Source organism: Desulfolutivibrio sp. (genome assembly GCF_036584575.1).
GTDB lineage: Bacteria > Desulfobacterota > Desulfovibrionia > Desulfovibrionales > Desulfovibrionaceae > Desulfolutivibrio.
Window position 1 is genome coordinate 1 of sequence record NZ_JAZHDB010000023.1, and the last position, 13,613, is coordinate 13,613.

General features: G+C 64.8%; 15 protein-coding genes. 5 read left to right on the forward strand and 10 right to left on the reverse strand.

Annotated elements, in window-relative coordinates; translation table 11 throughout:
- Positions 1 to 158: 158 nt before the first annotated feature.
- The 4 genes from lolA to V3572_RS01725 all read right to left on the reverse strand — a co-directional run bounded on the left by lolA (position 159) and on the right by V3572_RS01725 (position 4,344).
- Positions 159 to 821 (reverse strand): outer membrane lipoprotein chaperone LolA, encoded by a 663-nt coding sequence (gene lolA / locus V3572_RS01710; protein ID WP_332109241.1) that lies wholly within the window; start codon positions 819 to 821, stop codon positions 159 to 161.
- 190 nt (positions 822 to 1,011) lie between these two features.
- The gene (locus tag V3572_RS01715; protein ID WP_332109242.1) at positions 1,012 to 3,312 is read right to left on the reverse strand and encodes a DNA translocase FtsK; all 2,301 of its coding nucleotides are present in this window, start codon (positions 3,310 to 3,312) and stop codon (positions 1,012 to 1,014) included.
- Positions 3,299 to 3,856, reverse strand: a complete 558-nt coding sequence (gene efp / locus V3572_RS01720) for an elongation factor P (RefSeq protein ID WP_332109243.1) — start codon at positions 3,854 to 3,856, stop codon at positions 3,299 to 3,301. The genes V3572_RS01715 and efp overlap by 14 nt, the downstream gene beginning before the upstream one ends.
- A gap of 2 nt (positions 3,857 to 3,858) precedes the next feature.
- Positions 3,859 to 4,344, reverse strand: a complete 486-nt coding sequence (locus V3572_RS01725) for a type II 3-dehydroquinate dehydratase (RefSeq protein ID WP_332109244.1) — start codon at positions 4,342 to 4,344, stop codon at positions 3,859 to 3,861.
- Positions 4,345 to 4,505: 161 nt separating this feature from the next.
- Here V3572_RS01725 and yihA point away from each other — a divergent pair, with 161 nt between their 5' ends.
- The gene (yihA, locus tag V3572_RS01730; protein WP_332109245.1) at positions 4,506 to 5,276 is read left to right on the forward strand and encodes a ribosome biogenesis GTP-binding protein YihA/YsxC; all 771 of its coding nucleotides are present in this window, start codon (positions 4,506 to 4,508) and stop codon (positions 5,274 to 5,276) included.
- Here the strand turns inward: yihA and V3572_RS01735 are convergent.
- On the reverse strand, positions 5,227 to 5,427 hold the full coding sequence (locus tag V3572_RS01735) for a hypothetical protein (RefSeq protein WP_332109246.1): 201 nt from the start codon (positions 5,425 to 5,427) through the stop codon (positions 5,227 to 5,229). The two genes, yihA and V3572_RS01735, sit on opposite strands and share 50 nt — an antisense overlap.
- A gap of 157 nt (positions 5,428 to 5,584) precedes the next feature.
- On the opposite strand from V3572_RS01735, the gene V3572_RS01740 reads away from it, so the two are divergent.
- The gene (locus tag V3572_RS01740; RefSeq protein ID WP_332109247.1) at positions 5,585 to 6,382 is read left to right on the forward strand and encodes an undecaprenyl-diphosphate phosphatase; all 798 of its coding nucleotides are present in this window, start codon (positions 5,585 to 5,587) and stop codon (positions 6,380 to 6,382) included.
- A gap of 65 nt (positions 6,383 to 6,447) precedes the next feature.
- Positions 6,448 to 8,553, forward strand: a complete 2,106-nt coding sequence (gene mutL / locus V3572_RS01745) for a DNA mismatch repair endonuclease MutL (protein ID WP_332109248.1) — start codon at positions 6,448 to 6,450, stop codon at positions 8,551 to 8,553.
- Here mutL and rfaD read toward each other — a convergent pair.
- Positions 8,537 to 9,529 (reverse strand): ADP-glyceromanno-heptose 6-epimerase, encoded by a 993-nt coding sequence (rfaD, locus tag V3572_RS01750; protein ID WP_332109249.1) that lies wholly within the window; start codon positions 9,527 to 9,529, stop codon positions 8,537 to 8,539. The genes mutL and rfaD overlap by 17 nt on opposite strands.
- 152 nt (positions 9,530 to 9,681) lie before the next feature.
- On the opposite strand from rfaD, the gene hisH reads away from it, so the two are divergent.
- Positions 9,682 to 10,323 (forward strand): imidazole glycerol phosphate synthase subunit HisH, encoded by a 642-nt coding sequence (gene hisH, locus V3572_RS01755; RefSeq protein ID WP_332109250.1) that lies wholly within the window; start codon positions 9,682 to 9,684, stop codon positions 10,321 to 10,323.
- Positions 10,313 to 11,092 carry an imidazole glycerol phosphate synthase subunit HisF gene (gene hisF, locus V3572_RS01760; RefSeq protein ID WP_332109251.1) on the forward strand — a complete coding sequence of 260 codons (780 nt, stop codon included), beginning with the start codon at positions 10,313 to 10,315 and terminating at the stop codon, positions 11,090 to 11,092. Before hisH ends, hisF begins: the two co-directional genes overlap by 11 nt.
- Positions 11,093 to 11,186: 94 nt before the next feature.
- Here the strand turns inward: hisF and moaC are convergent, their stop codons facing one another.
- From moaC to rpoZ, 4 genes are read right to left on the reverse strand one after another with little or no spacing between them, the layout of a single operon-like run.
- A complete protein-coding gene (gene moaC, locus V3572_RS01765) occupies positions 11,187 to 11,696 on the reverse strand; it encodes a cyclic pyranopterin monophosphate synthase MoaC (protein WP_332109252.1) in 510 nt (169 codons plus the stop codon).
- 5 nt (positions 11,697 to 11,701) lie between these two features.
- Complete coding sequence (locus tag V3572_RS01770) at positions 11,702 to 12,115, reverse strand: tetratricopeptide repeat protein (RefSeq protein ID WP_332109253.1); 414 nt, start codon at positions 12,113 to 12,115, stop codon at positions 11,702 to 11,704.
- A 2-nt stretch (positions 12,116 to 12,117) separates the two neighbouring features.
- The gene (gene dnaJ, locus V3572_RS01775) at positions 12,118 to 13,230 is read right to left on the reverse strand and encodes a molecular chaperone DnaJ (protein WP_332109254.1); all 1,113 of its coding nucleotides are present in this window, start codon (positions 13,228 to 13,230) and stop codon (positions 12,118 to 12,120) included.
- A 17-nt stretch (positions 13,231 to 13,247) separates the two neighbouring features.
- Positions 13,248 to 13,466 (reverse strand): DNA-directed RNA polymerase subunit omega, encoded by a 219-nt coding sequence (rpoZ, locus tag V3572_RS01780; protein ID WP_332109255.1) that lies wholly within the window; start codon positions 13,464 to 13,466, stop codon positions 13,248 to 13,250.
- Between the last annotated feature and the right edge of the window lie 147 nt (positions 13,467 to 13,613).

Sequence of the window (13,613 nt, forward strand, 5' to 3'; positions counted from 1 at the left end):
GGATTGCGGGAACGGTCGGCCTTCCTGGGCGGCCGGAAAAGACGCCCCTGACGGCGATGGTCGGGCGTGCCCTCGAATGCCGATGGTTGCACAGAGGACTCCGGGCGAGCCCCGCCGCGCAACACCCTTCCCCCCCGGCTCACACCGGAAACAGCGGACTATTTCGAGAGCGTGCGCCCGTCCGGGCCGGTATTGTCGTGGACGGCGACGCCCTGAGGCGGGGTGAAGGAAAACAGGGAATCGGGCAGGTTGGCCTCGACCTTGAGGTTTTTCAGGGTCAGATCATTCGTGTTGGCGTAAAAATCCTGGATGGACAGGCGCATGATCATCTGCGTCGCCGGGTCCACCCAGACATGGGCCATGACCAATCCGGGTTCCGGCTCCTTGGGAACCAGCTTGAACCGCACCAGTCCCGCTTCTGCGGCGTCGGGTTCCTCGAAGACGTGGAAATCCTCGCGCAGATTGGCCTTGCCGGTTAAAAACTTGAGCATGGTCTTGGAGTTGATGATTTCCTCCACCGGATACCGAAAGGCCTCGCGGTCGTCCTCAAAATAGTCCCAGACCGCCTCCTTGCCCACCAAAAGCAGTTCCTTTTCGGGTTTTACCGTCTCCCAGCGCACCAGGTTCGGTTTCTTGAAGGTGATCGACCCGGAACGCATCTCTCCCTCGCCGCTGGCTGAATTCTTCAAGTCCTGGGTGAACTCTGTCTTAAAGCCTGACAATGATTCATATTTTTTCTGCACGGCGTCCACCAGGTCCGCGCCGCGAGCCGGAACCGCCCACACGGCGACCAGAAGGCACGCCAGGATCGTCTTTTTCATGCTACACACCTTTTTGCCTGCCCGCTTTCCCGGGACGTGGCCGGACGGCGTCGCCGCCGCCATCGGCCCGAAGCTTTTTTCGTGGCCGGAAATCGTGTTTTCGGAACGCCCACAATCCGTAAAATCGCGACGGGATTCCAAAGGGCGGAACCCTTTGGCCGCCGGAGGCATCTCCACGGCCCGATACCTACTAATCCTTGCCCCGCAGCACTGCTCGCGGCTTGCTGCCTTCCTGGGGGCCCAGCATGCCGTCGCGTTCCATCTGCTCGATAAACCGGGCCGCCCGGTTGAACCCGATGCGGAAACGGCGCTGAATAAGCGAGATGGAGGCCCGGCCCTGCTCCATGACGAAATCCACGGCCTGGGGATAGATGGGGTCACAGGCCGTGTCGTCGCCGCCGTCGATGCCGTTCTCGCCGTTTCCGTCCAGGCCTGAGGCCGTCTCCTTCTGCCATTCGGAAAAATCCAGCTCGTAGCCCGGCGCGGCGCGCTTTTTCCAAAACTCCACCACCTCGGCCGTCTCCTCGTCCGAGACGAACGCCCCGTGCATGCGGCTCATCTTGCCGCCGCTGGGCTTGAACAGCATGTCCCCGCGCCCGAGCAGATGCTCCGCCCCCACCGTGTCCAAAATGGTGCGCGAATCGTGCTTGCTGGTGACCTGAAACGATATGCGGGTGGGAAAGTTGGCCTTGATAAGCCCGGTGACCACGTCCACGCTGGGCCGCTGGGTGGCCAGGATGAGATGGATGCCTGCGGCCCGGGCCAACTGGGCCAGGCGCACGATGCTGATCTCCACTTCCTTGGCGGCGGTCATCATCAGGTCGGCCAGTTCGTCGATGATGATCACCAGATAGGGCATGGGGGCCAGATCGGCCAATTCTTCGGGCCGGTCGTCGCCCAGCTTTTCCAGCTTTTCCCAGTATCCTGAGATGTTGCGCACCCCGAGCCGGGCCATGGCCTCGTAGCGGCGGTCCATCTCATGTACGGCCCAGTCCAGGGCGCTTTTGGCCATGGACATCTCCGTGACCACGGGATGCACCAGATGCGGCAGGTCGTTGTAGACGGAAAGCTCGATGCGCTTGGGGTCCACAAGCAGGAGCTTCACCTCGTCGGGCCGGGCCTTGTAGAGGATGCTTAAGAGGATGCCGTTGATGCACACGCTTTTGCCGCTGCCCGTGGCCCCGGCCACCAGAAGGTGCGGCATCTTGGCCAGATCCGCCACCTGGGGCCGTCCCTGGATGTCCTTGCCGATGGCCAGGGTCAGCTTCGAGGCCTGGGAGGTGAAGGCCTCGGACTCCAATATCTCGCGCAGATAGACGGTCTGCCGCTTGGCGTTGGGAATCTCCACGCCCACCGTGTCCCGACCCGGGATGGGGGCCTCGATGCGCACGGCCAGGGCCTTCATGGCCAGGGCCAGGTCGTCGGAGAGCCCGGCGATGCGGCTGATTTTGATGCCCGGGGCGGGTTTGAATTCGAACATGGTCACCACGGGGCCGGGCACGATGCGCTGCAACTCACCCTTGATGTCGAAATCGGCCAGGCATCCGGCCAGGCTTTCGCCCTGCTTTTTCACGGCCTCGGGGTCGGGGCCCTGGCCCTTGGCCGGGGGCGGCACGCTGAGGAGATCCAGGGGCGGCAAGGGCGCGTCGGGATCGGCCTGCACCAGGGCCGGACGCGGCTTGCGCGGGCGCTTGTGCGATGCCGGCGCGGGCCTTACGGCAGGCGCGGCGCTTGTGGACGGCTCGGGATCGTCGGGCGCCTCGCCTGAAAAAACGAATTCCTCATCCGCAACCTGGATCCCGGCCGGGACGCCCTCGGGGGCCGCAGGCGCGGCAGGCGCCACGCGCCTGGCCCGGGGCTCAAACAGGGCGCGAACGCCCCGGCCCAGGACGCCCCCCAGACGCCCCAGGACCGTCCAGGTCGCACGGGCCAGCCACCATCCGCCGCGTCCAGCCCGGCCCCACACGGCGTCGAAAGAGAGCCCGAACACGAGCTGCACCGCGAACACGGTCAGGAAAAAGAGCAGAAGCCCCCCGCCGTATCCGCCAAGCCAGGTGGACAGGGTAGAGAACGCGGCCCGACCGAGGTAGCCGCCGCCCTGCACCTGGCCAAGCGTCACCAGGGGGCGCAGGGTCTCGGTGGCGCAGGCGGCCGAGACCACGACGAAAAGCAGGACGATGCCGCACCAGCGCACGGGGCCAAGCCCGATGTCCCGCACGAAGGTCCGCACCGTGAGCCAGACAAACCAGACGGGCAGGAAAAAGGCCCCCACGCCGCACACATCGACGAGGAATCCGGCCCAGTAGGCCCCGGCCCGCCCGGCCATGTTGCGGATCTCGTGCCCGGGGCCCACATGCTGGGTCAGGCTCGGGTCCAGGTAATCGTAGGTGACGAGGCTGACGGCGGTGAACGCCCCCATGAAAAGGAGGAACAGTCCCGCCATCTCCCGGAAATACCGGGGCTCGCCGCCTTGTTCCTTATTCTCGGCCAATGTACTCGCCAGACCTGGTGTCGACTTTGATGCGTTCGCCGGTGTTGATGAAAAGCGGCACGTTGACGGTGATGCCCGACTCCAGCTTGGCCGGTTTGCTGGCCCCGCTGACGGTATCGCCCTTCACGCCGGGCTCCGTGTCCGACACCGTTAAAATGACCGAGGCCGGAAGGTCGATATCCAGGGGGGCGCCATTGTACATGAGCATTTTGAGCTCCATGCCGTCCACGAGATAGCCGCCCTTGTCGCCGAGCTGGGCCCCGCCCACATGGGTCTGCTCGTAGTTCGACATGTCCATGAACACGAAATCCGGACCTTCGCGGTAGAGAAACTGCATCTCACGGGTCTCGAGGTCCGGCTTTTCCACCTTTTCCCCGGAGCGGAAGGTGTTTTCCACCACCCGGCCGTTGAGCATGTTTTTCAGTTTGGTGCGCACGAAGGCCCCGCCCTTGCCGGGCTTGACGTGCTGGAAATCAACGATTTCGTAAGGAACCCCGTCCCACTCGATCTTGAGTCCCCGACGAAAATCCGTGGTCGAAAGCATTGTCACTCCTTTGGTGTTTGTTGTGCGGCGTCCATGAACCGTCGCCACAGGGCGCACACGCCCAGGGCGTAGCTGTGCAGGCCGAAACCGGCGATCACGCCGATGCAGGACCGCCCGATGAGGCTCGTATGGCGCAACGGCTCGTCGTTTCTGGCCAAAATGTTGCTTAAATGCACCTCGACGCAGGGAATGCCGATCCAGGCCAGGCAGTCGGCCAGGGCCAGGCTGGTGTGGGTGTAGGCCCCGGCATTGAGCACGATGCCGTCCACGCCCTGGCGCATGGCCGCTTCCAGGCGGTCGATGAGCTGCCCCTGGCCGTTGGCCTGGAAATGCTCAAGTGTAATGCGCCCGGCCTTTTCCGGCCCGAGGATGTCCCGGACGAGCTCAGGCAGGTCGGCCAGGGACCGGCTGCCGTAGATTTCCGGCTGGCGTTGGCCGATGTGCCCGAGGTTCGGGCCATTGGCAATCAAAATCGTGAAGGTGCGCATTCCCGTCTCTCCATGTCGCGTCCATCGTCGAAATGGCCGCGCAAACTGGCGGTACTGTGGGGCAAAGCCGCCAAAAGTTCAAGTCCCGCATGAAGGTTTCCCCCGGGGATTTCCGCAGGCCGGACTTGACGCCGAGGCATCGACAGGCCACACATGCGGACATGAAGCCCGATACGTCCCCGGTGGTCATGACCCTGACCGACACCATCTATCTGCCGTCGCAGCTTAAGCCCGTGCCCGCGCCCCAGGTGGCCCTGGCCGGACGCTCCAACGTGGGCAAGTCCACGCTGGTGAACATGCTCGGGAGCCGCAAGGGACTGGCCAAGATCAGCGCCACCCCGGGCAAGACCCGAAGCCTCAACTTCTACCACATCCGTCCCGGGGATTTCTACCTGGTGGATCTTCCCGGCTACGGCTATGCCCGCTGCGCCAAGACCGAACGCGAGAAATGGGCCAAGCTCATCGATGTCTATTTGACCGACAATCCGTGGCTGCGGGCGGTCATGGCCGTGGTGGACTGCCGCCTGCCGCCCCAGGCCCTGGACCTGGACCTTTTGGCCTATGCCTCGGGCCAGGGATTGCCGACCATGGTGGTTTTGACCAAGGCGGACAAATGCAGCCAGCGGGAGCGCGAGGCCAAAAAACGGGTGTGGGCGGATATCCTGGCCGCGCCGCCCCTGGTTTTTTCCGGCAAGACCGGCCTTGGCCGCACGGCCCTGTGGGCTGAAATCGCCCGGTTGGTCCTGCCGGGCGACGCCGCCGCCCGAAGCCTTCCCGCCCCGGCGCCCGAGGCCGAACCCGGGATGTGCGCGGCGGCGGCCTCCCAAGACGCGCCCGGGCCGGAAACGCCCGAGGCCGATCAAGCGAAAGCCACCCCCGGGGTCAAGATTCGGACAAAACCGCGTCGCCGGACTGTTCGCGCAAAAACTTGACCAGAAACTCCGAGTCCTTGGGACCCAGGTTGAATCTCACGGCGGCTTTTTCCACCAAAACCGGAATCGAGTCCTGGGATTCGCCCTTGGCGGCGCAGATCCAGGCCACGGCCTTCCGGAACAATTCATCTTGGGGCATAATGGTGCTCATGGGCGCTCCTTGCGGTCTTTTTCCTGAGTACACCACCTCCCCGGCCCTTGCAACGTGGCCCGCCTTCGGGTAGGTGCGCCGGGTCCACCCCCTTTCCACGCGCTCAGGCCCCCGCCATGCTCCAGCGCATCAAACCGCCAGCCATCGCGAGTGTTTCATGGACCAGATCCTCTCCGCCATCGTTTTGGGCATCATCGAGGGATTGACCGAATTTTTGCCCGTGTCCTCCACCGGCCACCTGATCCTGGCCGGGCATCTCATGCGCTTCACCGGAGAAAAGGCCGCCAGCTTCGAGGTCATCATCCAGCTCGGGGCCATCCTGGCCGTGGTCGTCATGTACCGGGACCGGTTTCTCGGGCTTCTGCGGGCCAATCCCTATCAGCGGTTCTCGGGGCTGCGGGGAATCGTCCTTTTGGGACTGACCTGCGCCCCTGCCGCCCTGGTGGGGATTTTGACCCACAAGGCCATCAAGACCTACCTGTTCGGGCCGACCACAGTGGCCCTGGCCCTGGCCGTGGGGGCCGTGGCCATCCTGGTGGTCGAGGCCATGCGCCGCCGGGTGCGCTTCGAGACCCTGGACGACATCTCCCCGGCCCTGGCCCTGGGCGTCGGGGTCTTCCAATGCCTGTCCCTGTGGCCGGGGTTCTCCCGCTCGGCCGCGACCATCATGGGCGGCATGCTTCTGGGGGCCAAGCGTTCCCTGGCCGCAGAATATTCCTTCATCGCCGCCGTGCCCATCATGTGCCTGGCCACGGCCTATGACTTCTACAAAAGCTACCACCTCTTCGAGACCGGGGATCTGCTGGTGTTGGCCGTGGGGTTCGTGGTCTCGTTTTTTGCGGCCTGGGCGGCGGTCAAGGGATTCATCCTGCTGCTTGGCCGCACCACCCTGCGGCCCTTTGCCTGCTACCGGCTGGCCCTGGCCGTGGCGGTCTTTTTTTTCTGGCCCGCCTAAGCCCCCCCGGAAAGGCGTCGCCTTCGACCCTGTTCAACCGAAACGCGTCGTGATACCGGTCTGTCATGGGAAATGACGATACGCGCGTAATACGTCCGGCCGCCTCCCGCCCCATCCGCATCCTGCCGCCCGAGTTGCAAAACCAGATCGCGGCCGGAGAGGTGGTGGAGCGCCCGGCCAGCGTGCTCAAGGAACTGGTGGAGAACAGCCTGGACGCCGGGGCCTCCCGGGTGGAGGTTGTTGTCGAAGGCGGCGGCCGGGGGCTCATCCAGGTCCAGGACAACGGCTTCGGCATGACCCCGGCGGAACTGTCCCTGGCCGTGACCCGCCACGCCACCAGCAAGCTGGCCAGTCTGGCCGAACTGTCCACCATCGGCAGCTACGGCTTCCGGGGCGAGGCCCTGCCGAGCATCGCCTCCGTGTCGCTGTTCCGCTGCACCTCGGCCTGCCAGGGCTACGATGAAGCGGCCATGATCGAGGTCATAAACGGCCGCATCACGGACCAGTGCCCGGCGGCCATGACCCAGGGAACCCGCATCGAGGTCCGGGATCTCTTCGCCGGGGTTCCGGCCCGGCTCAAATTCCTCAAGACCGAGGCCACGGAAACCAAGCTGTGCGTGGAGACCCTGTGCCGACTGGCCCTGGCCAGGCTGGACGTGGCCTTCAAACTGACCTGCGGCGGCCGCACGGTGCATCGCTTTCCGGCCGGACAGACCCTCCAGGCCAGGCTGGCGGGCATGTGGCCCCCGGCGGTGACCGAGGACATGGTGACGGTGTCCCTGGCCCACGACGGGTTCGCGGTGACAGGCCTTGTGGGCCGACCGCTCACGGCCCAGGCCCGGGCCGACCGCATGCTTTTTTTCGTGAACGGCCGCCATGTGCGCGACCGGGTGCTCCTGTCCGCCGTGCGCGAGGCCTACAAGGGGCGGCTGTTGTCCCGGGAATATCCCCAGGCCGCCATCTTTCTGGCCATGCCCCCCGAAGACGTGGACGTCAACGTCCACCCGGCCAAAAGCGAGGTCCGGTTCCGCGAAGAATCGCGCATCTTCACCCTGGTGCGCCGGGCCGTGTCCGAGGCCCTGGACAAGGCCAGCGTGATGCGCACCTCGCCCGCCCCAGAGCCCTGGCTGTCGGGCCGGGGCGAGCCGGAAAAATATCCGGGCTACCGGGATTTCGCAGCCCATATGCAGGAGCAGGACCGGCAGGCAGCCTCCCCGGAACCGCCCTATGCCGGGCCGCGACCCTTTTCCGAACCGGATTCGTTTCCCGATCCCCGGGACTCCTCCCTGGCCCCGCCGCCGCTTCTGCGCGAGCCGGCCCGGCCCACCGGGGCATGGCCCCAGGCCACACGCAACGTGGACCCTCCGGCCGTGGCCGCCCACGCCCGATCCGCCCAGGTCGGCCCGTCCGGCCAGCCGGAATGGGCTCCTCCCCTCTCCGGGGGGACGCGACCGGCCGGATCGCCCTCTGCGGACGCCGCGTCCCGCCCAGGCGACGACCGGCCGTTTTTGGCCCCCCCGCCCGGGAAGGACCGGGAGGCCGGATCGGGCCCGGCCGCCAACGTGCGCGACGCCTCGACCCCGGCCGGAATCGTGCCCGGCCGGGGGATGGGACATGGGGGCGAGGAGATCGAATACCTGGGGCAGTTTGCGGACACCTATCTCTTGGTGCGCATGGGCGGGTCGGCCCTGACCCTGGTGGATCAGCACGCGGCCCACGAGCGGGTACTTTTTGCGGCCATGCGTCGGGACGGCCGACGCGGCGATTCCCGGCCCCTGGGGATTCCGCTTCAGGTGGCCCTGCACAAGTCCGAACAGGCCATGCTGGGAAAGCTGTGGGACGAGTTGCGGGCCGTGGGCTTCGACCTGGAGCGCGCCGACCCCGGGGTGCTGGCGATCAAAGGCCTGCCGCCCTCGCTGACCGTGGCCGAGGCCGGGGACTATCTGCGCGCAGCCCTGTCCGGGCAGGCCAAAAAAATTGAGGATTTATGGACGCTTCTGTCCTGCAAGGCGGCGATCAAGGCCGGGACGCGGCTGGTCCCGGACGAGGCCCTGGCCCTGCTTGCGATCTGGCGGGAATGCCCGGACAGGGACTACTGCCCCCACGGACGGCCGGTGGCCGTGCGTTTCACGGAACATGAACTGGAGCGGCTGTTCAAGCGCAAGAAATAGCCGCCGACAGGTAAGGATTGTTCGTGGCCAGATAGCCGGTCACGTAGTCCGCCACCGCGTCTTCAAGCGGGGTCATGGGGGCTTGGTATCCGGCGGCGCGCAGACGCTCCACCCTGGCCTCGGTGAAATACTGGTATTTGCCGCGAAGTTTGGCGGGCATCTCCACATAGTCGATCTTCGGTTCCCGGCCCATGGCTGCAAAGACCGCCCGGGCCAGGTCGTTCCAGGTCCGGGCCTGTCCCGTTCCCACGTTCAGGATGCCGCCCGCGTGGGGATTTTCCAGAAGCCACCAGACCACCTCCGCGCAGTCCTTGACCCACACGAAATCGCGCATCTGGCCGCCGTCGGGATAGTCCTCGCGGTCGGACTTGAAAAGCGCCAGCCGCCCGGTGTCGCGAATCTTCTCAAAGGCCTTGCAGACCACGCTGCGCATCTCTCCCTTGTGGTATTCGTTGGGGCCGAACACGTTGAAGAACTTGAGACTGGCCACCCGGGAAAGAAACCCGTGCCGCCTGAGCCACAGGTCGAAGAGGTGCTTGGTCAGGGCGTACATGTTTAAGGGGCGCAAGTCGTCCAGGGTGGCCGGATCGTCGTCGAAGCCGCGCGACCCGTCGCCGTAGGTGCTTGCGCTGGAGGCGTGGATGAACCGGGCGTCGCGGCTTGTGGCGTACTGGCACACGGATTTGGAATAGTGGTAGTTGACGCGCATGAGCCGCTCGGCGTCGGTCTCGGTTGTGGAGGAATTGGCCCCCATGTGGATCAGGGCCGCCGGATTAAAGGGGTCGGTGTGGCCCTCGATGCGGACCAGGAAGTCGTCCTTGTGCAGATAGTCGGAAAACCGAAGCCCCACGAGATTTTTAAACGTGTCGTCATGGCCCAGGTCGTCGACGATCAGGATGTCGTCGACCCCCATGTTGTTCAACTTCCACACGATGGCGCTGCCGATAAATCCCGCCCCGCCGGTGACGATGTACATGTCCGCCCCCCGTTTTTTACGTGCCCTGCGACTGGGTTATGGACTTTCGGGGGCTCTTTGGCAAGGCAGGGCGGAATTCTTGCCCCGTGACGGGCCGCCCTCCTTGCCTCGACACGATTTTTCGACTACTCCCCCGGCCACGGGAGGTCACCATGCTCGCCATTCTCGACTACAAGGCCGGAAACCAGACCAGCGTCCGCCGGGCCCTGGACCATCTCGGCATCCCCTGCCGCATCACCTCCGATCCCGCCGTCATCGCCGCCGCCTCGGGCATCATCTTCCCCGGCGTGGGCGCGGCCGGACAGGCCATGGACGAACTCACCCAGACCGGCCTGGACAAGGTCATCAAGGCCCAGGTGGACGCCGGAAAGCCCCTTCTGGGCATCTGCGTGGGCTGCCAGATACTCCTCGACTACAGCCCGGAAAACGACACCAAGGCCTTAGGCATCGTGTCCGGCGAATGCGCCATGTTCAACCGGTCCCTGACCGAGGAGGACGGCGCGCCCATCCGGGTGCCGCACATGGGCTGGAACCGGGTCAAACCCCTGCGGGACTGCGAGATACTGCGGGGAATCGAACCCGAGGCGGAATTCTACTTCGTGCACAGCTATTATCCCGTGCCCGCCCCGGAATTTGTCCTGGCCGAGACCTTTTACGGGATCGACTTCTGCTCCGTGCACGGTCGGCCGGGGCTGTGGGCCGTGCAATTCCATCCGGAAAAAAGCGGTCGCCCGGGACTGACGCTTTTGGCCAATTTCAACGCCTACTGCCGGGAGGCCGCCCATGCTCAGTAAACGCGTCATCCCCTGCCTGGACGTGCGAAACGGCAAACTCACCAAGGGCGTGAAATTTGCGGGCAACGTGGACATCGGCGACCCCGTGGAGACAGCCCGCATGTATTACGAGCAGGGCGCGGACGAGATCGTCTTCTACGACATCACCGCCTCCGCCGAGGGCCGGGGCATCATGCTCGACGTGGTGGAACGGGTGGCCGCCCAGATTTTCATCCCCTTCTCCGTGGGCGGCGGCATCTCCACGGTGGAGGACATGCGGGCCGTGCTCGTGGCCGGGGCGGAAAAGATATCGGTCAATTCGGCAGCCGTGAAAAATCCGGACATCATCAGCCAAGGGGCCCAGGCCTTCGGCTCCCAGTGCGTGGTGGTGGGCATGGACGTGAAAAAGGTTCCCGTCTCCGAGACCATCCCTTCGGGCTACGAAGTGGTCATCCACGGCGGCCGCAAGGCCATGGGCCTGTGCGCCCTGGACTGGGCCAAGACCGTGGAGGCCCTGGGCGCGGGCGAGATCTGCCTCAACTCCATCGACGCCGACGGCACCAAGGACGGCTACGAGCTGACCCTGACCCGGCTTATCGCGGAAAACGTGGGCATCCCGGTCATCGCCTCGGGCGGCGCGGGCAACCCCGACCACATGGCCGACGCCCTGACTGTGGGCAAGGCCCAGGCGGCGCTGATCGCCTCCATCGTCCACTACGGGGAATACACCCTGCCGGGCATCAAGGAACACCTAGTCGGCCGGGGCATCAAGGTCCGCTCGGTGTGGTAGGCAAGGCCTGACCTTTCGTTGCACGACCACATAAAAAACGCCGCGTCCGGGAGTTCCCTGGCGCGGCGTTCGATTTTTTGTGAAAGTGGCCTAGTTATGCCGGATAGGGCCGGTCCGTAGGCCACAGGGGGGACACGAAGATGCCGGACTTGCCGCCGCTTTTAAAGAGAAGCCGCACGGCCGTGACCTCGATGTCCTTCTGAACGGCCTTGCACATATCGTACAGGGTCAGCGCCGCCACAGTGACGGCGGTCAGGGCCTCCATCTCCACCCCGGTGGGAGCGTCGGTGCGGGCCTCGGCCTCAATGTCCACGGCGCAGGCCGAGGCATCGACAGTGAAACGCACGTCGGCAAAGGACAGGGGCAGGGGATGGCACAGGGGGATCAGTTCGAAGGTCCGCTTGGCGGCCAGGATTCCGGCGATCTTGGCCGTGGCCAGGGCGTCGCCCTTGGGCAGGGCCGCCTCCTGGAGCAGGGCCATGGTTTTCGGCGACAAAACCACCCGGGCCCCGGCCACGGCGATGCGCCGGGTCGTGGCCTTGCCGCCCACGTCCACCATGCGGGCCTTGCCCTGGGCGTCGATATGCGAGAGATCGTCGGACATGGGGCCTAAAACTCCGGAACCTTGACCTTGTAATCAATGCGCTTGGCGGCCTTGGCGTCGGCCTTGGCCTTTTCCAGGTTGCCCATGGCCTGCCAGACAAAGGCCCGATTGCCCAGAATCTCGGCATTGTTCGGGTCGATGGCCAGGGCCTTGTCGAAATCGGCCATGGCCTTGTCGTACTGGTTCATCTGGGAATAGCACAGGGCGCGCACGTTGTAGGCGCTCATCAGGTTCATTTTTTCGATCCCTTCCGGCTTGGAGAGGATCTTGTTCAGCGATTCAACGGCCTTGGGGAAATTTCCCTGGTCAATGGACGACAACGCCTCGGCGAAATCCTGGTCCGGGGTGGCCTGTCCCGCAAGCGGCAGCGCCAGACACAGGCAGGCGGTGAGAAAAATGGCGCGAACACACGTTTTCATGGTCAGTTCCCCATGGCCTCCTTGGCCTTTTTGAAGAAATTCTTGACCTTCTTCATGGGCTTTTGCTCTTCGAGCTTCTGAAACTCGCGTAAAAGCTCTTCCTGTTTCTTGGTCACGTTTTTCGGGATGGTCACCGTGACCTGGACCAAGAGATCTCCCCGATCCCGGCCGCCGGGATGCGGCAGACCCAGGCCGCGCAAGGCGAAGACCTTGCCGCTCTGTGTGCCGCGCACAATCTCCATGCTCTCCGTGCCTTCAAGGGTGGGCACCTCGATCATGTCGCCGAGAGCCGCCTGCACGAAGCTGATTTCCGTACTGTAAATGAGATCCTGGCCTTGCCGGTCAAAAACCTTGTCCGGCTCGACCCGGATGATCACGTACAGATCCCCGGGAGGTCCGCCGTTTTTACCGGGTTCGCCCTCGCCGCGAAGCCTCAGGCGCATGCCGTTGTCCACTCCGGCGGGCACCTTGACGCTGATTTCCTTGATCTCGTGGAGGAGTCCCCGGCCCCGGCAGGCGGCGCACGGGGTGGTGATCACCGTGCCCTGGCCCCGGCACACGGGGCATGGCACGGCGATGCGGAAAAACCCCTGGCTCTGGTGGACCTGCCCTGCCCCGCCGCAGTGGCGGCAGGTCTCGGGGCGGGTGCCGGGCGCGGCGCCGCTGCCTCCGCACTCCGCACACGGGACTTCCTTGGGAATCTTCAGGGCGACTTCCGTCCCGGCCGCGGCGTCGCGAAAGGCCACGGTCAGATCGTAGCGCAGATCGGACCCGGCCTGGGGTCTGGGCCCACGCCCTGCCCGGCCGCCAAATCCGAAGAATTCTCCAAAGATGTCGGAAAAGGTGCTGAACACATCGTCGGTTGAGGAAAAACCGCCGAAACCGCTCCCGCCGAGCCCTTCCTTGCCATACCGGTCGTACCGCGCCCGGGTCTCCGGGTCGCGCAGCACCTCGTAGGCCTCTGCGGCCTCCTTGAACTTGGACTCGGCCTCGGGGTCGTCAGGGTTGCGGTCGGGATGATACTTGAAGGCCATCTGGCGATAGGCCTTCTTGACCTCATCCTCGCCCGCGTCGCGCCCGACGCCCAAAATCTCGTAGTAGTCAGCCTGGGACATAGTGCTAATGGAACTCGTTAGGATTCAACATGGATGCCCGCTTCCACAATGGACTCGGAAGGCAGAACCTCACCGGCGGCAATTTCGCGAAGCGCGGTGACCACTTCCTTGTTCTTGCATTCCACGAGGGGGGTGTAGCCCTCGCGGTACTGCTTGACCCGTTTGATGGCCATCTGGACAATGAGAAACCGGTTGTTGATTTTCTGCAGGCAATCTTCGACGGTAATACGAGCCATTCGTTTCTCCTTGCGCGCCGGACGGGCTGCGGTGACAGCCAGGGCGCGTTCGTCTACCCTGGTAAGTCGTTTTTCGGCCGAGTCAAGGGGCCCGGTGTCGGGCGTGACACGGCCCTGGGGACAAGATGTCCAACGCAAAACTGAAGT